Raw genomic sequence first — 23,272 nt, forward strand, 5'->3', positions numbered from 1 at the left:
GTTCCTGAGAATGGTGCCACGTCGTTTGAGAATTGGCGTGGCACATAGACTCTTGCCCTATTCAGGTTTACCGTAGTTGATAGTCGGTCCGATGGCGGACCATAATCCCCGGAGGAATTTCAATGAATAAGGCAGAGCTCATCGATGTTCTGACCGAGAAACTGGGTTCGGACAGGCGCACGGCAACAGAAGCTGTCGAACATGTCGTGGACACCATCGTCCGGGCGGTGTATCGCGGCGACAGCGTGACCATTACCGGTTTCGGTGTCTTCGAACAGCGTCGTCGCGCGGCACGTGTCGCACGTAATCCCCGTACAGGCGAGACCGTGAAGGTCAAGCCGACGTCGGTTCCAGCGTTCCGCCCAGGTGCGCAATTCAAGGCGGTTATCGCTGGTGGCCAGAAGCTTCCGGCTACTGGTCCCGCGGTCAAGCGTGGCGCTGCGGCACCGGCGACGAAGGCGGCGGCGAAGAAGGCGGCAGCCAAGAAGGCGGCGGCGAAGAAGGCGGCAGCCAAGAAGGCGGCAGCCAAGAAGACCGCGGCGAAGAAGGCTCCAGCCAAGACCACGGCCAAGAAGACCGCGGCGAAGAAGGCTCCAGCCAAGACCACGGCCAAGAAGACCGCGGCCAAGAAGGCTCCAGCCAAGACCACGGCCAAGAAGACCGCGGCCAAGAAGGCTCCAGCCAAGACCACGGCCAAGAAGACCGCGGCCAAGAAGACCACGGCGAAGAAGACCGCAAGGCGCGCGAGGTAATACCAGCGCAATCGGGATTGCCGAGCACGGGCAGGTGCCAACTTTCGGGTTGGCACCTGCCCGTGTGTCTTTCCGGGCGAACTTCGTCCGGGTCCGCTCAGCTCTTACGCGTGGGAGGTAGGGGGCTGTCGATGTGATCGGCCTGTACGAGTTTGCCTCCCGACAGCGAAAGTACCCAGGTGCTCGCTTTCCTGTTTCGCGCCGCCGGCAGTGATATTCCGTCGCTGTCGGCCCACCACTGAAGCAGGTCGGGAATGACTCCGCCCTGGCTGCAGATCACCTGGACCCCACCGAGAGCGGCGACCTTGCGAGCCCGGGTTCGTGTGGCCGCCGGATCGGCTTCGTAACTTTCTTCGGACATCAAGGGTTCCAACCGGATATCGGTGCCCAGTGCGTGCGCCAGTGGTTCGACCGTCTGTATGCACCGCGTTCGATCTGCGGACGAAACATCGGTAGCCCCGAACGCCTGGAGTTGTGCGACCAGTGCGTCTGCCTGTTCTCGACCGCTCGCGTCGAGAGGGCGGGTGTTGTCGTCGCTTTGGTGGCGCTTACGGCTTCCGGCTTTTGCATGACGCACCAAGAGCATCGTGGCGGTATCCGGGGGCAGTGTCGTGAATCTCCGTAGAACCTTGCGGTCCATGGGATAAGACAGTTGATCGGCTACTTCGGGCACGGGCAGCCACAACAATTCGTCCACTTCGTCGTTGGGGACGAATTCACCGGCGAAGACCTCCGCGGCCCAATATTCGGCCCGTTTCAACCGTCTATGCCCTGGAATGGGATACGTCACTGCGCCGAGGTGGCGGCCGAGGTGAGCCCGAATTCCTGTCTCTTCTTCGACCTCGCGTAACGCAGCGACGACAGCGGTCTCGCCGGGGTCGAGTTTTCCTTTTGGAAACGACCAGTCTTGATATTTGGGTCGATGAATGACCGCAATCTCGATCTCGTCGGGGTGCCGCGGAGACTTTCGCCATAGGACTGCACCTGCGGCAAAGATGTTGGCTTTGACCGGCCTATCGGTTGAGGTGTTCAACGAGTTCCTTCCTTCTGCCGCGTAATCGCCGCCTTCAGGATCCGCTGCCCATTCGAGTCCGCATCATTGCCTCTTGGTGCTCGCGAACATCTTCCCCGTGCGCAGGCGTTGCGACCCATCGGCCGTCGGGTTGAAGCACCCAGCATCGTGTGTTCGGATCGAGCGCCGAATCGAAGATGTCGCTGATCTGCTTGGTGAGTCGAGGATCCTTGACCTGCGTCATGACTTCCACGCGGCGGTCGAGATTGCGGTGCATCATGTCGGCGCTACCGAGCCAATACTCATCGGCGCCGCGGAAGTGGAACACGCGGGAATGCTCGAGGAATCGTCCCAGAATCGATCGCACCGAGATGTTCTCGCTCAGACCCGGGACACCCGGTTTCAGGGCGCAGATCCCGCGGACGACGATTTCGATGGAGACGCCGGCCTTGGACGCGCGATAGAGGGCATCGATCACCTGCTCGTCGACCAAGGCGTTGGCCTTCAAGCGGATTCCGGAAGGGTTGCCACTCGAGTGGTGCGCCACCTCCGCGCCGATGCGTTCGATGATTCCCCTGCGTATCCCGTATGGAGCCACGAGAAGGTTGCGGTAGTGAGTCTTACGCGAATAACCGGTAAGGGAATTGAACAGATCCGTGAGGTCGGCGCCGATTTCGGGGGCCGCGGTGAGCAAGCCGACGTCCTCGTACAATCGAGCCGTTTTGGGATTGTAGTTGCCGGTGCCGATGTGGCAATAGCGTCTGATCGTGGATCCTTCCCGGCGGACGACGAGGCAGGTCTTGCAGTGCGTCTTGAGACCTACGAGTCCGTAAACCACGTGGACGCCTGCATGTTCGAGTTTGCGGGCCCATTTGATGTTGGCCTGTTCATCGAACCGGGCTTTGATTTCGACGAGGGCGACGACCTGCTTGCCCGCCTCTGCCGCGGCGATCAATGCGTTGACGATGGGTGAATCGCCTGAAGTGCGGTAGAGGGTCTGCTTGATCGCGAGAACCTGGGGATCGGCCGCGGCTTGCTCGATGAAGCGTTGAACGCTGGTCGAGAACGAGTCGTAGGGATGGTGGACGAGTATGTCGCCGTCCCGCAGAGTGGAGAAGACACTCTTGGGTGTTTCTCTCTCGCCGAAGGCGGGGTGTGTCGCTGGAACGAATGGTGCATCCTTGAGCGCTGGGCGGTCGACGGCGTACACCTGCCAGAGACAAGACAGATCCAGGAGTCCCGGCACCTGGATGACGTCGCGGGGATCGACGTCCATTTCGCTCAGGAGAAGTTCGAGCATATGGTCGGTCATGTCGTCTGCGACCTCGAGTCGCACCGGAGAACCGAAGCGGCGACGCGCGAGTTCCCGCTCCAATGCCTGCAGGAGATCCTCGTCGCGGTCCTCCTCGACCTCGAAATCGGCGTTGCGCGTGATACGGAACGCGTGGTGCTCCACGATCTCCATGCCGGGGAACAACACATCGAGGTGTGCAGAGATCAGCTCTTCCAGTGGCAAGAACGCGTCGATGGAGTGCCGGGTTTCGTCCCGGCGGACACGGACGAACCGTCCGACGTTGTCCGGAACCTTGACTCTCGCGAAGTGTTCTCCGCCGGTGGCCGCATCTTTGACCGTTACAGCGAGATTGAGGCTGAGGCCACTGATATAGGGGAACGGATGCGCGTGGTCGACTGCCAGGGGGGTGAGAACCGGAAAAATCTGCTCTTGGAAGTGAACCGACAGTCGCGCCCGGTCCTCGTCGGTGAGATCGGACCATCCGATGATGGAGATGCCCTCGGAGGCTAGAGCAGGCCGCACCACGTCGAGGAACACGCGAGCGTGCTTGTTCGAGATCTCCTGGGTCCGGGTGGCGATGAGGGCGAGCTGTTCACGAGGTGAGAGGCCGTCGGCGGAGCGTACCGACAGCCCTGTCTCGTCGCGACGCTTGAGACCTGCAACCCGGACCATGAAGAACTCGTCGAGATTGGAGGCGAAGATCGCAAGAAACTTGGCCCGCTCGAGCAGCGGCAGCGACGCATCCTCGGCCAGTGAGAGAACCCGGGAATTGAAATCCAGCCAACTGAGTTCGCGGTTGAGGTAGCGATCGTCGGACAGCCCGTCGGTGAGTACCTTCGCGAAGGCACTCGTCGAGGCAGCCGGCACCATCGGAATGGTCGTCGGACTCGGCGTTACATCGCCATCACGTGATCCGATTCCGTTGTTGACGTCGGTTTCCTGATCGAGTGCTTCACCGTGGCTCACCACATGATCATCCCTCGAGGATTCCGCCCCCGACAATCGATGGGGAGAATTTCGCATACCCGGACCGCCTAATCGTCTCCGTAGCGTGAGTGGGCGGTGGCAGAGAGGGTTTCGAGCGCCGTTCGGGTGGCCGGCCCGACACCGAGAGACCGCGCTACATCGATGTCGTCGGCCGTGTCCACGTCGGTCCGAAGCCCTGGCCAGTGCCCTTCGAGAGGGCGTGCCCCAGATTCGAGATGCCGTTTCGCCGAGCCGGGTCCGAACTTCGGATCGAGTGGGACCGACGGGTCGCACGAGAACAACGCCGAAGTTCCGGTGCCGCGATGATCGATGACTACGGATCGGCCGCCCGATCGTGCGGCCGCGAGTGCTTCGTCGAATTCGCTTCTGCGCAGCGCGGGGAGGTCGGCTTGCAGGGCGACGACGTCCACCCCATGTTCGGATCGACGTACGTATTCGGCCGCTGCCGATAGCGCCGTGTTGAGGCTGTGCTCGGCCTCGGCAGCCTCCGGTCGACGACCTACACCGTCTCGAGCCGGGTCGGCGTAGACGTTCGCGCCGACGCTGCGAGCGAGGCGGGCCACCGCGAGGTCCGGAGTGACCACCGTGACGCCGACAACTGTGGTCGCGCCGCTCACCACAGCAAGGGTGTCGCGCAGCATCGACAGAACGAGGTCGCTTCGGTCGGCGGCGTCGAAGACTGTGGACAGGCGCGTCTTGGCTGCGTGAAGTTCCTTCACGGCGACCAGGACGTGCGCGTGCGATGCCACGGAACGGGTCGCTGTGCTCATGAGAATATTTTGCCAGCCAACTCGTGACGGTGCTGTGATCGCCTGCCGTCGGGTGGACTGCTCACGCCGCCGAAGAGCGGATCGCGGCGTTGTCGGCGATACTGTGGGGCGACTGTTGGGCGAAGTACACGAGGGGGCTGTGTGAGCAAGGCTGCTGTATTGGGAGCGGGGTCATGGGGCACGGCATTTGCCAAGGTTCTCGCGGATGCCGGGACCGATGTCACCGTGTGGGCGCGGCGCCGGGAAGTCGCCGAGTCCATAATCTCGCGGCACGAGAACTTCGACTACCTTCGTGGCATAACCCTGCCTCCGTCGTTGACTGCCACCGACGACGCCAGGGTTGCTCTCGACGGGGCCGATATCGTCGTCCTGGCGGTGCCGTCCCAGTCGCTGCGGGACAACCTGAAGGTGTGGGGCCCGATGATCTCCGACGATGCGACGATGCTCAGCCTCGCGAAGGGCATCGAAACCGGTACCTTGATGCGGATGAGTCAGGTGATCGGCCAGGTCACCGGTGCCGACCCGGGCCGAATAGCCGTACTGTCGGGGCCCAATCTGGCTCGGGAGATCGCCCTCGGCCAGCCGGCGGCTACCGTCATCGCCTGCACGGATTCTTCTCGGGCGCTCGAACTGCAGAAGGCTTCGGCCACCGGGTACTTCCGCCCCTACACCAATTCGGATGTCGTCGGCTGCGAGATAGGGGGTGCCTGCAAGAACGTGATCGCACTGGCGTGCGGGATGGCATCGGGAACAGGGTTGGGCGAGAACACTATTGCGACCATCATTACCCGCGGACTCGCGGAGATCATCCGCCTCGGAGTGGCTCTGGGAGCCAAGCCCGCCACCCTTGCGGGCCTCGCTGGAGTGGGTGATCTCGTAGCCACATGCACGTCGCCCCTCTCGCGCAATCGAACGTTCGGTGAACGTCTCGCTCAGGGTGGTTCGATCGAAAGCGCTCAGGCAGCCGCCACCGGCCAGGTTGCCGAGGGCGTCAAGTCCTGCTCCTCGGTCCGGGCTCTCGCAGCCAGCTTCGATGTCGAGATGCCACTGACCGACGCGGTGCACCGTGTCTGTCACGAAGGTCTTGCAGTGCAGGACGCAATCGGTGAGCTACTCGGCCGACGTACGAAGCCGGAGTGAGGGATCGTGAACGGTGATTCGACTCGGTGTGTAACAGCGGTTGCGGCAGAAGAGGTTCCCGGTTCGCCGATGCAGAGGGGCCCGGTCTTCGCCGCGCCCTATCAGTTGAGCGCCGACGAGGGTAGTGAGACCGACACCTATGCGCGGGCGTCGAATCCGGGTTGGCGAGACCTCGAATCAGCGCTTGCGGTGCTCGAAGGAGCCGGTGGCGCGCTCGTTGTCGGATCCGGTATGTCGGCGGTCACCGTGGCATTGCGGAGCCTGCTCACCGCGGGAGACACCGTGGTAGTGCCCTCCGACGGGTACTACCAGGTGCGCGCTTACGCGCGGGAGTATCTCGAGCCGATGGGTGTCAGCGTGCGCGAACTGAACACCAAAGAAATGGAGAGCAGCGCAGTAACCGATCTGCAGGCCGCCGCGCCGGGGACCACTGTCGTGTTGGCCGAAACCCCGGCCAACCCTTCGCTCGACGTGGTGGACCTGCGCGCGGTGTCGGAGCGTTGCCGGAACACGGGGGCCGTTCTGGTCGTGGACAACACCACAGCTACCCCCCTCGGCCAGCAGCCGCTCGAACTGGGCGCAGACGTGGTAGTGGCAAGTGGGACAAAGGCTTTGAGCGGTCACAGCGATCTCCTCATGGGTTATGTCGCCACATCGGATTCTGAAATGCTGGCTCGAATGAGTCGGGAGAGGATGTTGTCCGGGACCGTCCTGGGTCCGTTCGAGACGTGGCTGGCACATCGGAGCCTCGGAACGGCGGGCCTGAGATTCGAGCGCCAGTGCGCCAACGCGATGGCCGTGGCGACGCTGCTCGAGTCGCATCCGGCTGCGCTCGAGGTTCGGTATCCGGGTCTGCCCGGTGATCCGGCACACGATGTCGCCTCAGCTCAGATGCGCGGGTTCGGTGGTTTGGTGAGCTTCGAATTCCCTTCGGCGGACCAGTTCCATCGCTTCGTTGCGGGGAGTGCACTGATCTCATCCGCGACCAGCTTCGGCGGCATCCACACCACGGCCGACCGTCGGGCGCGGTGGGGTGACCCGGTTCCGGACGGGTTCGTGCGGATCTCGTGCGGAATCGAGGACACCGCCGATCTGGTTGCCGATGTAGAAAGGGCGCTGTCGTCGATGTAGACGGCACAGTATGCGTGACCGGCGGGGGCTTCGATGGTCGGCGATGCAATTCGCGGCGAGGCGGATGCGATGGAAGGACTGCGGCGGCGGTACGGTTTGTCTCGTGAGCAGACCACGAACCCGGGTCGCCGTCATCTTCGGTGGCCGCAGCAATGAACACTCCGTGTCATGTGTGTCAGCCGGAAGTGTCATGGGGCACCTGGATCCGGAACGGTACGAGGTGGTGCCGATCGGCATCACAGCCGAAGGCTCGTGGGTCCTCGGCTCCACGGATCCGAACGAGCTGACCATCCACGACCGTGAGCTGCCCAGCGTCGAGCCCACCGGGTCCACGCTGGTGCTTACGGCGGACCCGACGCGGTCCGGCGACCTCGTCGCCCTCGATGAGGGGATGGCAGGCAAGATCCTGGCCTCGGTCGATGTCGTCTTCCCCGTCCTGCATGGCGCCTACGGTGAGGACGGCACGATTCAGGGTTTGCTCGAACTCGCCGGGATTCCGTATGTCGGGCCCGGTGTGCTCGCAAGCGCGGCGGGTATGGACAAGGAGTTCACCAAGAAACTGCTCGCCGCAGAAGGCCTTCCCATCGGGTTCCAGGTGGTGCTGCGCCCTGGGGCTGACACCTTGACCGACGAGCAGAAGTCGCAGCTGCGTTTGCCGGTGTTCGTGAAGCCGGCCCGCGGCGGGTCGTCGATCGGCATCAGTCGGGTGGCCGGCTGGGACGAGCTCGATGAGGCCATCGCTCGCGCCCGCCTGCACGATCCGAAGGTGATTGTCGAATCAGGGATCATCGGACGTGAAGTCGAATGTGGAGTTCTCGAGTTCCCGGACGGTGAGGTGCGTGCCAGCGTCGTCGCCGAGATTCGCATGCCTCAAGCATCTGCTGACGACGAGGCGTTCTACGATTTCGACACCAAGTACCTCGACGACGTGTGCGAATTCGATGTTCCCGCAAAACTCGATGATTCGGTCAGCGAGCAGATCCGTGATTTCGCGGTGTGCGCGTTCGCTGCTCTCGGTTGCCAGGGCCTCGCACGCGTCGACTTCTTCGTCACGGAAGACGGCCCGGTAATCAATGAGATCAACACGATGCCGGGATTCACCCCGATCTCGATGTACCCACGCATGTGGAGCGAGGCGGGTGTCGACTACCGGACGCTCCTGTCGACCTTGATCGACACGGCTCTAGCCCGGGGTACCGGTCTCCGCTAGAAGGCTGACTGCCCGTCGCTCACGGCACTACTACCGGTGCCGGATCCAGAGGCTGTTGGGGTAGCGCTGCCGCGACGGTGTCCGAAATGTCCTGGAGCGGTGTGGGGCCCACCCCGTTCGGAACCGTCAGTGCCACGTACACGCCGCGGTCGACGGCGAACCAACTGCTCGCATCGATCCCGGCACTCTCACCGGAGATCTCGAACCACTGGACTCCATTGATCACCTGCAGAGCCGACGCCTGATCGAATTCCGCGGGACGGTCGAGACCGCACCGCAGGACCAGTGGTTCGCCTTCTCCGGCGGGTTGCCACGCTGCGGTGGCTTCGGGTGCGGGCTCGACGAGTTCGGCTCTGGTGTAATCGCCCAATTTGTCGGGTAGCGCCGCCATCAAAGTCGCGCACTCGGCGGAGTCCGCTTCCGGCGCAGGCACCGGGCCCAGAGCGACCGATTCGATTGCCGGACTCCGCCCGGCCATCACCGCGGCGGCGATGATGCCGATAACCAACGCCACGGGAAGTGCCACTGCAGTCGCGATGAGGGCCGGATTCCTGCGCTCCGCGGGTGTTGTGCCGGATGTTTCGGCGGCAGTGTTCTGTTCGGGTTCGAGGTCGGGCATGCTCAGTTCTTGCTCGCAGACTTTTCGGGGATGTCGCAGGTGAGAGTCCGGGTGACGCCGGGGACTCGGCGGATCTCCTGGACGACGGGAGGAATCTCGTCGGCGCAGACCCGCACGACCACATCGTAGGGGCCGACCACATCCTCCGAGGTGCGGACTCCGGGAATCTCCAGTATCTCGGATGCGATCGACGCAGCTTTGCCGACTTCGGTCTGGATCAGGATGAACGCTTGCACTTTCCTTCCGGCCCTTCCCTCCTCCACGCCGCCCCGGATCTCGGTAGAGTCGCGGGTGGTCCGGCGCGCTGATCTCTCGGCTGCCGGCAGTCCCGGCACAGCTAGAAGGTACCGCAGTCGCGGTTTCGTCGAACCGCCTACAGCAGCTGTGCGGGTCAACTGACACAACGGCTCCGTGGAGGCACACCATGACACCGGCGGATTCCCCGAACTCAAACCTCACCGCGACGGTCGCCGAGGTCGGTGAGTTCGCGATGATCGACCGGATGTCCAAGGGGCACGCGCAACCGGAGTCCACCTTGATAGGTCCCGGCGACGACGCCGCTCTCGTCCGGGCCGCAGAGGGACGGGTTGTGGTATCGACCGACATGCTCGTGCAGGGCAGGCACTTTCGATTCGACTGGTCGTCGCCGCGGGACGTGGGCCGAAAGGCGATGGCGCAGAATGCGGCCGACATCGCCGCGATGGGAGCGTGGCCCACGGCGTTCCTGGTTTCGGTCGGTCTGCCGCCGGACACGCCTGCCGAGCTGGCGGACGGCCTGGCGGCGGGGGTATGGGAGGCGGCTGAGGAACTCGGAGCAGGTGTGGTCGGCGGGGATCTGGTACAAGCCGGGGAAGTCGTGATTTCCGTCTCCGCGATCGGGGACCTGAACGGAGCGACCCCGATTCGGCGGTCGGGGTCACGGCCGGGTGACATCGTCGCTGTGGCGGGGATCCTCGGCCGATCGGCCGGTGGTCTGGCCCTACTGCTTGCCGGATCGTCAGATTTCCCGGAACTCATCGCCGCACACCGTGTCCCTACGCCGCCCTACCAGGCTGCTCGAGCTGCCGCCGCCGCCGGCGCCCATTCGATGACCGACATCTCTGACGGCCTTCTCGCCGATCTCGGTCACATCTGTGATCGTTCGGGGGTCGGAATGTCGCTCGCCAGAGCAAACCTGACAGTCGGAGACGACATCGTGGCGGCAGCCGCGGCGATCGGCGCCGACCACTGGGACTGGGTGCTCACTGGTGGGGAGGATCACTGTTTCGCAGCGACGTTTCCTGCTGGAGAGGCTCTCCCAGAGGGTTGGACAGAGATCGGAACGGTCGACGACGGGTCGGGCGTGCGGGTAGACGGCGCGACCTGGCCGGGCGCCGGAGGCTGGCAGAGCTTCTCGGTATAGGTTTCACGCATGGCCATCTACGCGCTCGGGGACCGCGAACCCGATATCCATCCGGACGCCTACGTACATCCCGATGCAGTGGTGATCGGCAGCGTCAAGCTAGGGGCAGGGGCCTCGGTGTGGCCGATGGCCGTGCTTCGCGCCGACTACGGCGCCATAACCATCGGCGCCGATACGAATATCCAGGACGGCTCCGTGATCCACTGCACGCCGATCGATCCCACCGTGATCGGCGCGGGTTGCGTGGTAGGTCACGCCGCACACGTCGAGGGCTCGACCATCGGTGATCATTGCCTGATTGCATCCGGTTCGGTCGTGCTCAACGGTTCGGTCGTCGGCGAAGGCGCGGTCGTCGGCGCCGGCGCCGTCGTTCCGTTCAAGTTTCAGGTGCCACCGCGCACAATGGCGCTGGGTGTTCCCGCCAAGATCAGGGACGGCTACGAGGTTCCCGAGGGACACGTCGAGATGAACGTGAAGATGTACGCAGCCAACGCGGGTTACTACCGCGATGCTCTGCGCAGGCTCGACTGATGAAGGCGCCGCTGCAGGATCTCGTCGAAGCCGGATGGGCGAACGCGCTCGCACCGGTGTCCGGGCGGATCACCGAGATGGGCGACTTCCTACGTGCGGAAATCGCGGACGGGCGTGGATATCTGCCGGCCGGGGAGAACATTCTGCGAGCGTTCACCCAACCGTTCTCGGAGGTCAAGGTCTTGATCGTGGGACAAGACCCGTATCCGACGCCGGGGCACGCTGTCGGTCTCAGCTTCTCGGTGGCTCCCGACGTGCGTCCGGTGCCGCGCAGTCTGGCCAATATCTTCACCGAATACAGCAAGGATCTCGGCTACCAGACGCCGGCCACCGGGGACCTCACGACGTGGTCGCGTCAGGGGGTGTTGCTGTTGAACAGGGTCCTCACCGTGCAGCCGGGGCTCCCCGCTTCGCATCGAAAGAAGGGCTGGGAGGCGGTGACCGAGCAGGCGATTCGCGCGCTCGTGGCGCGTCCCGAACCGTTCGTCGCAATACTGTGGGGCCGGGACGCATCCACATTGAAGCCGATGCTCGACGGTGTCCCCACCATCGAATCGGCACACCCGTCGCCGCTCTCCGCTGCGCGTGGTTTCTTCGGTTCCCGGCCCTTCAGTCGAGCGAACGAACTTCTCGCCGGCTTGGGCGCGGCGCCGGTGAACTGGCGGTTGCCCTAGCGCTTTGCGCCGGTGCCCTTCGCTGAGGAGAAGTCGGCGCGGCGCTTCTCGACGAACGCGTCGACACCTTCCCTGCCGACCGGGCTGTCGGCCGCGGCTGCGATCGACGCGGCCTCCGCGTCGAGTTGCTCGGTGAGCGTGCGTGTCCTCGATGTACGCAACAGCGACTTGGTTCCCGCATAGGACGATGTCGGCCCGGCGGCGAGTATTCGGGCGAGTCGAAACGCCTCGTCCTGAACTACGTCGTCGGCGACGAGACGGCTGAGGATGCCCAACCGCACTGCTTCGTCGCCGCTCAAAATGGAGTCGGTGAGCAGGATCTCACGAGCGCGAGCATCCCCGACTATTCGGGGGAGAGTCCAGGAGATGCCGCCGTCGGGCGTGAAGCCGATGGACGGGTATGCCGCCCGCATCTTGGTGCCGGGGCCACCTAGTGCAATGTCAGCCAGGCACACGAGGCTCATGCCCGCACCCGCCGCCCATCCGTGTACACCAGCGACCACGGGAACGGTGACGGCGTCGAGCGCGCGGACGAAATCGTGCAACACGCGAGCAACTCCGGCGACGTACTCACTGCGAACCGGCGCAGAAGCGAAGGCCTTCACGTTGCCACCGGCACAGAAGTTCGGGCCCTCACCGACCAGCAACACGCTGCCGATGCGATCCCCGGCTGCGGCGAGTGCTTGCGTACCTTGCTCGAGGCACTCGTCGTCGAGGGTGTTCCCATTCTCCGTCGTGGCGATCGTGACGCGGAGAACGTTGTCTTCTATCCGGACTTTGTTCAGTCGTTCGAGAGAGGTCACCGTTGCACCTTACGTCGGCCTGTCAGGGCTTTCGCGCCTTGATGCGCCGTGTCCGCCTCGAATCGGATACAGCCGATCACACACAGAACCGTGCCCCCGACACCGCAGTGTCGGGGGCACGGTGAGATCGCACGCAGCGTGGGTCAGCCCCGGGTAACCTTTCCAGCCTTCAGGCAGGAGGTGCAGACGTTGAGCTTCCTGGTGTTTCCGGGGGAAACTTGGGCACGAACAGTCTGAATGTTCGGGTTCCAGCGACGGTTGGTACGCCGGTGCGAGTGCGAGACCGACTTACCGAAACCGGGCCTCTTGGCGCATACGTCGCAGACGGCAGCCATAGTCGCGAACTCCTTCAAAATAGTGACTTCGAGATGGTGAACTGTGAAATTTGCTGACCTCATGAAGACACGGCACGACAACCACGCCCTGTAGGAGGCAACCGTGCAAGCCTAACCGCTCAAATGCGGATTGGCCAAACCCGACCACGAACGGTACAGATGCCAGATCCCGCCCGGATCCTCGGACTAGTCTGGCGACACCTTCACATTCCGCGGGCGGAGAGGATCACGGTGGCAACGGAGCTCCTGATGGACGGTCGAGTTCTCGAGTCTTGGGCGCGGACCGCCGTCGAGGAACTCGAGGCGCGATGTGAAGAGATCAACAGCCTCAACGTGTTCCCGATCCCTGATGCCGACACCGGTACCAATCTGTTGTTCACGATGCGCGCGGCCCTGGCCGCGGTCGATCAATACGCGGGACACGACCGCAGCAGCTGGGAGGTCCGACAGGTTGCGGTAGCGCTGGCGCGGGGCGCGGTCGTGGGAGCGCGCGGGAACTCCGGCGCGATACTGTCCCAGGTTCTGCGTGGGGTCGCCGAAGCCGCCGTAACCGGCGCGGTCGACACCCGGACGCTGCGCACCGGATTGCTCATGGCCACCAACCTGGTAACCGATGCGATGAGCATCGTGGTGGAGGGGACCATCGTCACCGTATTGCGCTGCGCGGCCGAGGCGGTCGCGGAGTTCGCGGACGATGCCCCGATTGCCGATACGGCGCGTGCCGCCGCCGACGCGGCGGCTGCCGCGCTCGCCCGTACACCGTCGCAACTTGACGTCTTGGCTGCCGCCGGCGTCGTGGACTCCGGCGGTCTGGGTCTCCTGGTGATCCTCGACTCTCTCGTCACGGCCGTGACCGGTGCGCCGCCGGAGCGAAGTCCGATCGCCCTGCATGTTCCGCAGCGAGCACCATCGGGGGGTGAAGGGGAATCCGTCGAAGCTGTTCGAGCACAGCCTGCGCCGTGGGGTATCGGTGCGCACGAGCTCGAGGGATCCGATTCCGACCAGGACTTCGAGGTGATGTACCTCGTGGCCGATTCCGACGAATCCCGGATATCGGATTTGCGGGCCGGCCTGAACGAGTTGGGCGATTCCGTCGTGATCGTCGGTGACGGCGATGGGGGCTGGTCGGTGCACGTGCACTGTATGAATGCCGGGGCCGCTGTGGAGGCTGGACTCGCGGCGGGCCGTCTTCACGGAATCAAGATCAGCAGCTTCTTGGTGGACGCTCGGGATCAACGACTGCGCGCTGCGCAGGTCGGCATTTCGGCGGGGCAGGCCAAGCGTGGAATTGTGGCCGTCGTAGCCGGAGATGAGGCAGCGGAACTGTTCGCCGGCGAAGGTGCCACCGTTCTGCGATGCGATGATGCCCCCGTCACCCGCGCCCAGCTACTCGGCGTCGTCAGGCAGATCGGACGGAGGGAGGTATTCGTCCTTCCCAACGGCGCCTTGTCGGCACAGGAGCTTGTCGCGGTCAGTGCCGCTGCAAGGGACGACGAGCATGAGGTCTTTCTGCTCGCTACGTCAGCCATGGTCCAGGGGCTTGCCTCACTGGCTGTACACGATCCTGATCGTGAGGCGACGGACGATGCATTCACGATGTCGGAAGCGGCCGCCGCCACCAGGTGGGGATCCCTGCAGATCGCTCGCGAGCGCGCGCTCACCTACGTGGGGACCTGTGAACCGGGAGACGGTATCGGACTGATGGGCCACGAGGTGATCGTGATCGAACCGGATGTGGTCGAGGCCGGACGCAGGCTCGTAGACCTGGTCCTCGGCACTGGAGGGGAACTGGTCACCCTCCTGATGGGTTCGGAAGCGCCGGAGGGCCTCGACACAGACTTGGCTGATCACATCTCGCGTAGGCACCCTGGCGTTGAAGTGATCGTCTATCAAGGCGGACAACCAGGCGACCTGTTGCAACTCGGGGTGGAATGAGAGATTCGATGGCCACACTCACGGACCGGCTCGATCACTTGCTGGGGCGTAAGACGGCGGATGCGCTCGAGACGGCATTCGGCATCCGCTCCGTCGAGGATCTCCTGCGGCATTACCCGCACAGGTACGCGTCGCAGGGTCGGGAACTCGCGGAGAAGGATCCGCCTGCGGGCGAGCACATCACGATAATCGCGCGGGTGACCTCCGCGGTCGTCGTGAAGATGAAGAGCCGAAAAGGCAGCATGCTCAAGGTGGTCTTGGCGACCGACAGGCAAAACGTCGATGTGACCTTTTTCAACCCACAGCGGGTAGGACACGTGATCAAGCCGGGCGTGCGCGCAATGTTCTCGGGCACCGTGAAGTACTTCCGGGGGAAATGGAGTCTCACGCACCCGAGCTATCTGATCCTCCCCGAGCCGAGTACGGGCGACGACCCCGTGGTGAACGTCGGCCGGGTACGCGGAGCAGGTGATCTCGCGGGAATGGCTCGCGCCTCGCAGGATTCGTCGGGTGTCGACCTCTCTGTGTTCGACCGCGCGCTCATTCCGCTCTATCCGGCCACACGCGAGGTGGAGAGCTGGACGATCATGAGATGTGTCCGCCAGGTTCTCGACCAGCTCGAGCACGTTAACGACCCTCTGCCGGACAATCTGCGGGAGCAGCACCGCCTCATCGGGCTCGACGAGGCCCTCCGCGGTGTTCACCTGCCTGATAGCCGCGATGACGTCGACCGCGCCCATGCTCGACTGCGCTTCGACGAAGCGGCTGCACTGCAACTGGTGCTCGCACGCCGCCGCCGTGAGAACGCCGACAGAGTCGCGCCGCAGTGCCCGCCGGCGCCCGGGGGAGTCGCGGACGCATTCGAAGACATGCTCCCGTTCCGGTTGACCGATGGTCAGCATGCAGTTGCCGAGGAAATCTCCAACGACCTCGCGCGGCCGCATCCGATGAGCAGGCTTCTGCAGGGCGAGGTTGGCTCGGGCAAGACGATCGTGGCCTTGCGCGCCATGCTGCAGGTGGTCGATGCGGGTTATCAGTGTGTGCTGCTCGCGCCGACCGAGGTGCTCGCGACCCAGCACGCACGGTCGGTCCGGGAGATGCTCGGCCCGCTCGCTACCGCGGGCGAACTCGGCGCGCACGAGAAGGCGACGCGAGTTGCCCTTCTGACGGGGTCGATGTCGACTGCCGCCAAGCGGGCTGCGCTGAACGAGGCGATCACCGGTGACGCGGGCATCGTCATCGGTACGCACGCACTCATCCAGGACGGCGGCAAGCAGGTCGAATTCTTCAACCTGGGCATGGTCGTCGTCGACGAACAGCATCGGTTCGGCGTCGAGCAGCGCGACGAGTTGCGGTCCAGGGCACGGGAAGGTCTGAGCCCTCATCTGCTGGTGATGACGGCGACACCGATTCCCCGCACCATCGCGATGACGGTGCTCGGCGACCTCGATGTGTCGACACTACGTCAGCTGCCCAAGGGTCGTTCGCCGATCAAGAGCAGTGTGGTACCCGCGTCCCAGAAACCGCACTGGGTAAGACGCGCGTGGGATCGGATTCGCGAGGACGTCGCCGAGGGGCGGCAGGCGTATGTCGTGTGCTCACGCATCGGCGACGACGAAAACGGGGACGGAGAGGACTCGCTCGGAGAGAAGCAGCCTGAGACCAAGTCCGTCGTCGAGGTATTCGAGGAGCTGAGCGGCGACATCATGCCCGACCTGCGGGTGGGCCTGCTGCACGGCCGGTTGCCCTCCGACGAAAAGGACGCTGTGATGAGTGACTTCACGGCGGGAGATGTGGACGTACTCGTGTGCACCACCGTCGTGGAGGTCGGTGTCGATGTACCGAACGCCACGATCATGGTGATCGTCGACGCGGATCGCTTCGGCGTGAGCCAACTGCACCAGTTGCGCGGCCGCGTCGGCCGGGGCAAGCACCAGGGACTTTGCATTCTGGTCACTGAGATGAACCCGGGCAGTCCTGCCTACGAAAGACTATCCAACGTGGCCTCGACCAATGACGGATTCGAACTCGCGCAACTTGACCTGGCGACTCGTCGTGAGGGTGACATCCTCGGAACGGCGCAGTCGGGAACCACGTCCACGTTGCGATTGTTGTCGCTTCTCGGTCACGAGGACGTGATCGCTTCCGCGTCCGAGTTCGCCCGGTCGGTGATTGCGGATGATCCGCGTCTGGAGAAGAACCCCGGACTGTCGGCGATGCTTTCGTCTGCCCTGGACGCCGAAGGCATCAAATATCTGGAGAAAACGTGACAAATATCTGGAGAGAACGTGACGATCGTGGATTCGAATGGGATTCGCACACGTCAGGGACTTCTTCATGATGGCCACGGCGATTCTCTAATTGTGGGATGCTCATTTTCTGTGGCCCTTCGAGACGGGGTAACTTACTTCAATGTTCTCCAAAGTTCTGGTCGCCAACCGTGGCGAAATTGCAATCCGCGCTTTTCGAGCCGCGTATGAATTGGGTGCCGGAACGGTCGCGGTGTTTCCGTACGAGGATCGGAACTCGGTTCACCGGCTGAAGGCAGACGAGAGCTATCAGATCGGTCAGGAGGGGCATCCGGTTCGGGCGTATCTCTCCGTCGACGAGATCGTTTCCGCGGCTGAGCAGGCCGGTGCCGACGCCATCTACCCCGGCTACGGATTTCTGTCGGAGAACCCCGACCTGTCCGCCGCGTGTGCCGCAGCGGGCATCACCTTCGTCGGCCCGCCCCCTGAAGTGCTCGAGCTCACCGGCAACAAGGCACGCGCGATTGCGGCGGCGAAAGCCGCCGGGCTTCCGGTGCTGGCGTCGTCGCAGCCTTCAGCCGATGTAGGTGAACTGCTGGCGTCGGCCGAGAATATGGAGTTCCCCCTCTTCGTCAAAGCCGTCGCCGGTGGTGGTGGCCGGGGCATGCGCCGCGTCGCCGAGCGTGAGCAACTCGAGGAGGCAATCCAGGCTGCCGCACGCGAGGCGGAATCAGCGTTCGGTGATCCGACGGTGTTCCTGGAACAGGCTGTTGTCGATCCACGGCACATCGAGGTGCAGATCCTGGCCGACGGACAGGGCAACGTAATCCACTTGTTCGAGCGGGATTGTTCGGTGCAGCGCAGGCACCAGAAGGTGATCGAGCTCGCCCCGGCGCCGAACCTTCCGGAGGAGCTGCGAGCGAAGATCTGTGCGGATGCGGTGGCGTTCGCGAAGGAGATCAACTACTTCTGCGCCGGCACGGTCGAATTCCTCCTCGATGCGCGCGGCAACCACGTCTTCATCGAGATGAACCCACGCATTCAGGTCGAGCACACTGTCACCGAAGAGGTCACAGATGTCGATCTGGTCCAGTCCCAGTTGCGGATCGCATCGGGGGAGAGCCTCGAAGATCTCGGCCTGAGCCAGGAGAAGATCACCCTGCGCGGGGCTGCTCTGCAGTGCCGCATCACTACCGAGGATCCGGCCAACGGGTTCCGCCCCGACACTGGTCGCATCACGGCCTACCGCTCACCGGGGGGTGCCGGAATCCGCCTGGACGGCGGCGCAACCCTGGGCGCCGAGGTGGGTGCGTACTTCGACTCGATGTTGGTCAAACTCACCTGCCGTGGCCTCGAACTCGAGACGGCTGTTGCAAGGGCGCGCCGTGCGGTCGCCGAGTTTCGTATCCGTGGCGTGTCGACGAACATTCCGTTCCTGCAGGCGGTACTCGACGACCCGGACTTCCGGGCAGGGCGGGTCACCACGTCGTTCATCGAGGAACGCCCCGAACTGCTCACGCTGCGCAGTTCTGCGGACCGTGGCACCAAGATCCTGAATTACCTCGCCGATGTCACAGTCAACAAGCCGCACGGAGAACGGCCGTCGGCGGTATACCCGCAGGACAAGCTGCCTCAGATCGACCTGTCCGCCCCACCGCCGGACGGCAGCCGCCAAAAACTCCTCGCCCTCGGACCGGAAGCGTTTGCCGCTGCGCTGCGTCAGCAGAAGGCCGTCGCAGTTACCGATACCACCTTCCGTGATGCCCACCAATCGTTGCTTGCGACACGGGTGCGCACCAGCGGGCTGCTGGGGGTCGCCGGGCACGTCGCGCGGATGACGCCCGAACTGCTCTCGATCGAGGCGTGGGGTGGTGCCACTTATGACGTCGCCCTTCGCTTCCTGCACGAGGATCCGTGGTACCGGTTGGACGCACTGCGTGAGGCCGTGCCGAACATCTGCCTGCAGATGCTGCTGCGTGGGCGCAACACCGTCGGGTACACCCCGTACCCGGAAAAGGTGACGCGGGCATTCGTCGAGGAAGCCACGAACAGCGGTATCGACATATTCCGCATCTTCGACGCTCTCAACAACGTCGACCAGATGCGCCCGGCCATCGACGCCGTCCGTGAGACCGGCACCACCATCGCCGAGGTTGCGATGTCCTACACCGGTGACCTGTCGAACCCGAAGGAAGACCTCTACACCCTCGACTACTACCTGCGCCTGGCGGAGGAGATCGTCCAGGCAGGGGCACACATCATCGCAATCAAGGACATGGCGGGGCTGTTGCGCGCTCCCGCGGCGACCAAGCTGGTGACCGCGCTCCGAAAGAACTTCGACCTGCCGGTTCACGTGCACACGCACGACACGCCAGGCGGACAGCTCGCGACCTACCTGGCTGCGTGGCACGCCGGTGCGGACGCGGTGGACGGCGCCTCGGCGGCGCTGGCGGGCACCACGAGTCAACCTGCGTTGTCGGCGATCGTGGCTGCGGCCGCGCATTCCCCCTACGACACCGGCCTCGATCTGCAAGCGGTCTGTGACCTCGAGCCGTACTGGGAAGCGTTGCGCAAGGTCTACAAGCCATTCGAGGCCGGGTTGCCCGCCCCGACCGGTCGTGTCTACAGCCACGAGATTCCGGGCGGTCAGCTGTCGAACCTGCGAACCCAGGCGGTCGCTCTCGGCCTCGGTGACCGGTTCGAGGACATCGAGGCCAGGTACGCCGCCGCCGACCGAATTCTCGGCCGGTTGGTCAAGGTCACGCCGTCGTCGAAGGTGGTAGGGGACCTCGCCTTGCACCTGGTCGGATCAGGGGTCGATGCCGAGGAGTTCGCCCAGGACCCGTCGGCGTTCGACATCCCCGATTCGGTGGTCGGGTTCCTGCGCGGTGAACTCGGGACCCCGGCCGGCGGCTGGCCCGAGCCGTTCCGCTCCAAGGCACTCGAGGGTCGAGGTGCTGTAAAGCCCGAGGTGCCGCTGTCCAACGCCGACGAAAAGGCATTGTCCGGTGATTCGGTGGAGCGTCGCGCGACGTTGAATCGGCTGCTGTTCCCCGGGCCGACGAAGGAGTTCCTCGAGCACAGGGACAAATTCGGCGACACCTCGCAACTGTCTGCCAATCAGTTCTTCTACGGCCTGCGCCGCGGCGACGAGCACCGCGTCCGACTGGCACCGGGTGTCGAGTTGCTCATCGGGCTCGAGGCCATCTCCGAACCCGACGAGCGCGGGTACCGCACTGTCATGTGCATCCTCAACGGACACTTGCGGCCGGTGTCGGTGCGCGACCGATCCGTGTCGAGTGAGATCCCCGCCGCGGAGAAGGCCGACAAGAACGATCCAGGCCACGTGCCAGCGCCGTTCGCCGGTGTCGTGACACTCGCCGTCTCCGAGGGACAGAAGATCAAAGCCGGTGACACTCTTGCCACGATCGAGGCAATGAAGATGGAGGCGGCGATCACCGCACCCCGAGGGGGCACGGTCTCCCGCGTGGCAATCGGCAACGTCGTGCAGGTCGAGGGCGGCGATCTCCTCCTCGTCGTGTCCACCGGCGAATCCGCGAGCGAGTGACTCGAATCATTGCGGGGCAGGCCGGCGGTAGACGGCTGGCGGTCCCGCCGAGCGGGACCAGACCCACTTCGGACCGAGTCCGCGAGGCGCTGTTCAGTGCGCTCGACAGCCGGATGGACTTCGACGGCGTCGCGGTTCTCGATCTGTATGCGGGATCGGGTGCCCTGGGTCTGGAGGCGCTCTCTCGCGGCGCCCGACTCGTCACCCTTGTCGAGTCCGACCCCAAGGCAGTGGGTGTGATCAAGAAAAATGTGGCGGCGGTCGGTCTGCCGGGTGCCGAGGTGCGAAGAGCCTCGGCTGCTTCCGTAGTCGCCGCCACCGCCGACCGCCCGTACGACCTGGTGATGGCGGATCCGCCGTACGCGGTCGGTGAGGAGGTGGTGCGGGGGGTGCTCGAGCACCTGTTGTCGTACGGGTGGGTCGCGGACGGCTCGATCGTGGTGCTCGAACGCTCGTCCCGGTCGCCTGATACCTCATGGCCCGACGGTTTCGCACCCCTCAAGGCCAAGAAGTACGGCGAGACCCGGATCGAACTGGCAACCTGCTACGGTCGGAACTCATGACTGGCGCCGTCTGCCCCGGATCCTTCGACCCCGTGACCAATGGCCACCTCGACGTGATCGGCAGGGCTGCCGCACAGTTCGACGAGGTAGTCGTGACCGTCATGGTCAACCCGGCCAAGCGTGGCTTGTTCACCGTCGACGAGCGCATCGAGATGCTCGAAGACTCTGTCAGTGACCTGCCGAACGTGCGGGTTTCCTCGTGGTACGGCCTGCTGGTGGATTACGCGAAAGAGCAGGGAATCAAGGCGATTGTGAAGGGCCTGCGCGGCGCGAACGACTTCGACTACGAACTGCAGATGGCGCAGATGAACCAGCGGCTCAGTGGCGTCGACACCCTCTTCATTGCGACGAACCCCGCCTACAGCTACCTGTCGAGTTCGCTCGTCAAGGAGGTAGCCACGTTCGGGGGTGACGTCTCGGGCATGCTGCCCGACAAGGTGCATGCGCGGCTTCTGGCCAGGATCGCCGAGCGGGCTGCGGAAAACGGCTGATCGCCGACACACCGGTCGCTGCGACGGACCCGCAGCGTCCGATCCGGCAGACTTGCATGGAGAGGCTGCGCCGACCCGACGAGGGTCATGGATGATTGGGGTTGCGTGTGTACCGGGTATTCGAGGCGCTCGACGAACTTGTGGCGATTGTCGAAGAGGCACGCGGTGTACCGATGACCGCCGGCTGTGTGGTTCCACGCGGTGACGTTCTCGAACTGCTCGACGACGTGCGTGATGCGATTCCCGGGGAACTCGACGATGCCCAAGACGTGCTGGACCACCGGGACAAACTGGTAGGGGACGCGCGTGCGAACGCAGACAATGCGATTGCCAGCGCAAACGAGCAGGCGAGCGAAACGATCGAGAACGCCCGTGAAGACGCGAACCGCATTCTCGCGGATGCGAAGGCTCAAGCCGACCGGATGGTATCCGAGGCGCGCTCGCACGCTGAGCAGCTGGTGACCGACGCACGCGGAGAGGCCGAGGACTCGATCGCGGAGGGTCAGCGCGAGTACGACTCACTGACCAGTCGCGCACGGTCGGAGGCCGATCGCATGATCGAGTCGGGTAAGGCGTCGTACGAGCGGTCGGTCTCAGAGGGGATTGCGGAGCAGGAACGACTCGTCTCGCAGACCGAGGTCGTTCAGAGCGCGCACGCCGAATCGGCACGGGTGATCGACTCGGCGCACGCGGAATCGGACCGTCTCCGCTCGGATTGCGACCTGTATGTCGACACCAAACTCGGCGAGTTCGAAGACTTCCTCAACGTCACCGTTCGATCCGTAGGGCGGGGACGGCAGCAACTGCGGACGGGCTCGGGCATACCCGACTACGCCTCCGGCTACGACGTCGGGCATCACCGGGCCGAGCGGCGCCACTGAGAAAATCGCCACACGATTGGCGCTTGTTCCGACCCCGCCGTACGCGATCCGATTTGGATAGGTCGCTCATATTGCGTACCGTTGGGTGGTTGCCCTTTCTGTATATCCCTTCTCGAGAGTGAAGTTTGTTGTCTTCCCGTCACCACAGTTCATCGCGTTCCCACGGGGACGCGGGATTCGTGCTGGACACGATCAAGCTGGGTCGTCGTCCTGGTTCGATGCACACGGTCGAACGGGTGGTGACGGCGCCACAGCGAATCGGTCTCGAACTGATCGCCATCGAAGAAGGGTCGGAGATCGATCTCGACCTCCGATTGGAGGCCGTATCCGAGGGAGTCCTGGTAACCGGATCACTGCGGGCCGACACAGCCGGGGAGTGCTCGAGATGCCTCGAGCCGTTCTCGGACTCGGTGGACCTCACCCTCACGGAATTGTTCGCTTACCCGGACAGTGCCACCGAGGAGACCACTGAGGAGGGCGAGGTATACCACGTCGTCAACGACGAGATCGACCTCGAACCCGTTGTCATCGACGCGGTCGGCCTTGCTCTACCGTTTCGGCCGCTCTGCAGCGCCGACTGCCAGGGTTTGTGCTCAGAGTGCGGCATCCGCCTGGCGATTGCCGAATCTGGTCACGGGCATGACATACTTGATCCTCGCTGGGCTGGTCTAGCGGCCAAATTTGGCGTGGATTCAGGACCCAGCAAGAATCTTGTGAACACCGAAGCCGAGGAGAAGTAGAAGTGGCTGTCCCCAAGCGCAGAATGTCGCGATCGAACACGAGGTCGCGTCGCAGCCAGTGGAAGACCACTGCGCCTACCCTCGTGACCTGCCCTAACCGGGGTTGCGGCGAGAAGACGCTGCCCCACATCGCGTGCCCGTCGTGCGGCACGTACAAGGGTCGCCAGGTTACTCCAGCCATCTAG

Annotated in this window: 22 protein-coding genes; 15 read left to right on the top strand and 7 right to left on the bottom strand. The window is 64.1% G+C overall.

Translation table 11 applies throughout. The features are described 5' to 3' along the window. Positions 1 to 122 precede the first annotated feature (122 nt). Entirely contained in the window at positions 123 to 752 is a 630-nt protein-coding gene (locus AB0I57_RS06215) for an HU family DNA-binding protein (RefSeq protein ID WP_358331296.1), read from the top strand. A 97-nt stretch (positions 753 to 849) separates the two neighbouring features. Here AB0I57_RS06215 and AB0I57_RS06220 read toward each other — a convergent pair whose 3' ends face one another. From AB0I57_RS06220 to cofC, 3 genes are all read right to left on the bottom strand, one after another. Then, positions 850 to 1,785 (bottom strand): bifunctional NUDIX hydrolase/histidine phosphatase family protein, encoded by a 936-nt coding sequence (locus AB0I57_RS06220; RefSeq protein ID WP_358331299.1) that lies wholly within the window; start codon positions 1,783 to 1,785, stop codon positions 850 to 852. A gap of 34 nt (positions 1,786 to 1,819) precedes the next feature. After that, the gene (locus AB0I57_RS06225; RefSeq protein WP_358331302.1) at positions 1,820 to 4,024 is read right to left on the bottom strand and encodes an RNA degradosome polyphosphate kinase; all 2,205 of its coding nucleotides are present in this window, start codon (positions 4,022 to 4,024) and stop codon (positions 1,820 to 1,822) included. A gap of 68 nt (positions 4,025 to 4,092) precedes the next feature. Further along, positions 4,093 to 4,815 carry a 2-phospho-L-lactate guanylyltransferase gene (cofC, locus tag AB0I57_RS06230; RefSeq protein WP_358331305.1) on the bottom strand — a complete coding sequence of 241 codons (723 nt, stop codon included), beginning with the start codon at positions 4,813 to 4,815 and terminating at the stop codon, positions 4,093 to 4,095. Positions 4,816 to 4,956: 141 nt separating this feature from the next. Between cofC and AB0I57_RS06235 the strand changes: the two genes are divergently transcribed. The 3 genes from AB0I57_RS06235 to AB0I57_RS06245 all read left to right on the top strand — a co-directional run bounded on the left by AB0I57_RS06235 (position 4,957) and on the right by AB0I57_RS06245 (position 8,296). Continuing rightward, the gene (locus AB0I57_RS06235) at positions 4,957 to 5,955 is read left to right on the top strand and encodes an NAD(P)H-dependent glycerol-3-phosphate dehydrogenase (protein ID WP_358331308.1); all 999 of its coding nucleotides are present in this window, start codon (positions 4,957 to 4,959) and stop codon (positions 5,953 to 5,955) included. A 6-nt stretch (positions 5,956 to 5,961) separates the two neighbouring features. After that, positions 5,962 to 7,086, top strand: coding sequence for a cystathionine gamma-lyase (locus tag AB0I57_RS06240; protein ID WP_358331311.1), 1,125 nt, complete (start codon positions 5,962 to 5,964; stop codon positions 7,084 to 7,086). A gap of 103 nt (positions 7,087 to 7,189) precedes the next feature. Beyond that, a complete protein-coding gene (locus tag AB0I57_RS06245) occupies positions 7,190 to 8,296 on the top strand; it encodes a D-alanine--D-alanine ligase family protein (protein WP_358331314.1) in 1,107 nt (368 codons plus the stop codon). A 19-nt stretch (positions 8,297 to 8,315) separates the two neighbouring features. Here the strand turns inward: AB0I57_RS06245 and AB0I57_RS06250 are convergent, their stop codons facing one another. Continuing rightward, positions 8,316 to 8,915: a DUF3515 domain-containing protein gene (locus tag AB0I57_RS06250; protein WP_358331317.1), complete on the bottom strand. Its 600-nt coding sequence runs from the start codon at positions 8,913 to 8,915 to the stop codon at positions 8,316 to 8,318. Between the two features lie 2 nt (positions 8,916 to 8,917). Beyond that, entirely contained in the window at positions 8,918 to 9,151 is a 234-nt protein-coding gene (locus tag AB0I57_RS06255; RefSeq protein ID WP_358333216.1) for an Lrp/AsnC ligand binding domain-containing protein, read from the bottom strand. 188 nt (positions 9,152 to 9,339) lie between these two features. Between AB0I57_RS06255 and AB0I57_RS06260 the strand changes: the two genes are divergently transcribed. Genes AB0I57_RS06260 through AB0I57_RS06270 form a run of 3 tightly spaced genes read left to right on the top strand, consistent with a single transcriptional unit; the run spans position 9,340 to position 11,522 of the window. Further along, on the top strand, positions 9,340 to 10,317 hold the full coding sequence (locus AB0I57_RS06260; RefSeq protein ID WP_358331320.1) for a thiamine-phosphate kinase: 978 nt from the start codon (positions 9,340 to 9,342) through the stop codon (positions 10,315 to 10,317). A gap of 9 nt (positions 10,318 to 10,326) precedes the next feature. Further along, positions 10,327 to 10,848, top strand: coding sequence for a gamma carbonic anhydrase family protein (locus tag AB0I57_RS06265; RefSeq protein WP_358331323.1), 522 nt, complete (start codon positions 10,327 to 10,329; stop codon positions 10,846 to 10,848). Next, on the top strand, positions 10,848 to 11,522 hold the full coding sequence (locus AB0I57_RS06270; protein WP_358331326.1) for a uracil-DNA glycosylase: 675 nt from the start codon (positions 10,848 to 10,850) through the stop codon (positions 11,520 to 11,522). Before AB0I57_RS06265 ends, AB0I57_RS06270 begins: the two co-directional genes overlap by 1 nt. Here AB0I57_RS06270 and AB0I57_RS06275 read toward each other — a convergent pair. Next, complete coding sequence (locus AB0I57_RS06275; protein WP_358331328.1) at positions 11,519 to 12,325, bottom strand: enoyl-CoA hydratase-related protein; 807 nt, start codon at positions 12,323 to 12,325, stop codon at positions 11,519 to 11,521. The two genes, AB0I57_RS06270 and AB0I57_RS06275, sit on opposite strands and share 4 nt — an antisense overlap. Positions 12,326 to 12,468: 143 nt before the next feature. Next, on the bottom strand, positions 12,469 to 12,660 hold the full coding sequence (gene rpmB / locus AB0I57_RS06280; RefSeq protein ID WP_358331330.1) for a 50S ribosomal protein L28: 192 nt from the start codon (positions 12,658 to 12,660) through the stop codon (positions 12,469 to 12,471). 249 nt (positions 12,661 to 12,909) lie between these two features. Between rpmB and AB0I57_RS06285 the strand changes: the two genes are divergently transcribed. The 8 genes from AB0I57_RS06285 to rpmF all read left to right on the top strand — a co-directional run bounded on the left by AB0I57_RS06285 (position 12,910) and on the right by rpmF (position 23,272). Further along, positions 12,910 to 14,595: a DAK2 domain-containing protein gene (locus tag AB0I57_RS06285; protein WP_358333219.1), complete on the top strand. Its 1,686-nt coding sequence runs from the start codon at positions 12,910 to 12,912 to the stop codon at positions 14,593 to 14,595. 8 nt (positions 14,596 to 14,603) lie between these two features. Further along, positions 14,604 to 16,865 carry an ATP-dependent DNA helicase RecG gene (gene recG, locus AB0I57_RS06290; protein ID WP_358331333.1) on the top strand — a complete coding sequence of 754 codons (2,262 nt, stop codon included), beginning with the start codon at positions 14,604 to 14,606 and terminating at the stop codon, positions 16,863 to 16,865. Between the two features lie 142 nt (positions 16,866 to 17,007). Continuing rightward, complete coding sequence (locus AB0I57_RS06295) at positions 17,008 to 20,412, top strand: pyruvate carboxylase (protein ID WP_358331336.1); 3,405 nt, start codon at positions 17,008 to 17,010, stop codon at positions 20,410 to 20,412. Then, a complete protein-coding gene (gene rsmD, locus AB0I57_RS06300) occupies positions 20,409 to 20,975 on the top strand; it encodes a 16S rRNA (guanine(966)-N(2))-methyltransferase RsmD (protein ID WP_358331339.1) in 567 nt (188 codons plus the stop codon). Before AB0I57_RS06295 ends, rsmD begins: the two co-directional genes overlap by 4 nt. After that, positions 20,972 to 21,466: a pantetheine-phosphate adenylyltransferase gene (gene coaD, locus AB0I57_RS06305; protein ID WP_358331342.1), complete on the top strand. Its 495-nt coding sequence runs from the start codon at positions 20,972 to 20,974 to the stop codon at positions 21,464 to 21,466. Before rsmD ends, coaD begins: the two co-directional genes overlap by 4 nt. A gap of 107 nt (positions 21,467 to 21,573) precedes the next feature. Continuing rightward, complete coding sequence (locus tag AB0I57_RS06310) at positions 21,574 to 22,347, top strand: DivIVA domain-containing protein (RefSeq protein WP_358333222.1); 774 nt, start codon at positions 21,574 to 21,576, stop codon at positions 22,345 to 22,347. 128 nt (positions 22,348 to 22,475) lie between these two features. Then, positions 22,476 to 23,087, top strand: a complete 612-nt coding sequence (locus AB0I57_RS06315) for a DUF177 domain-containing protein (protein WP_358331345.1) — start codon at positions 22,476 to 22,478, stop codon at positions 23,085 to 23,087. Positions 23,088 to 23,089: 2 nt separating this feature from the next. Continuing rightward, on the top strand, positions 23,090 to 23,272 hold the full coding sequence (rpmF, locus tag AB0I57_RS06320) for a 50S ribosomal protein L32 (protein ID WP_358331348.1): 183 nt from the start codon (positions 23,090 to 23,092) through the stop codon (positions 23,270 to 23,272).

Source organism: Rhodococcus sp. NPDC049939 (assembly GCF_040656415.1).
Lineage (GTDB): Bacteria > Actinomycetota > Actinomycetes > Mycobacteriales > Mycobacteriaceae > Rhodococcus_F.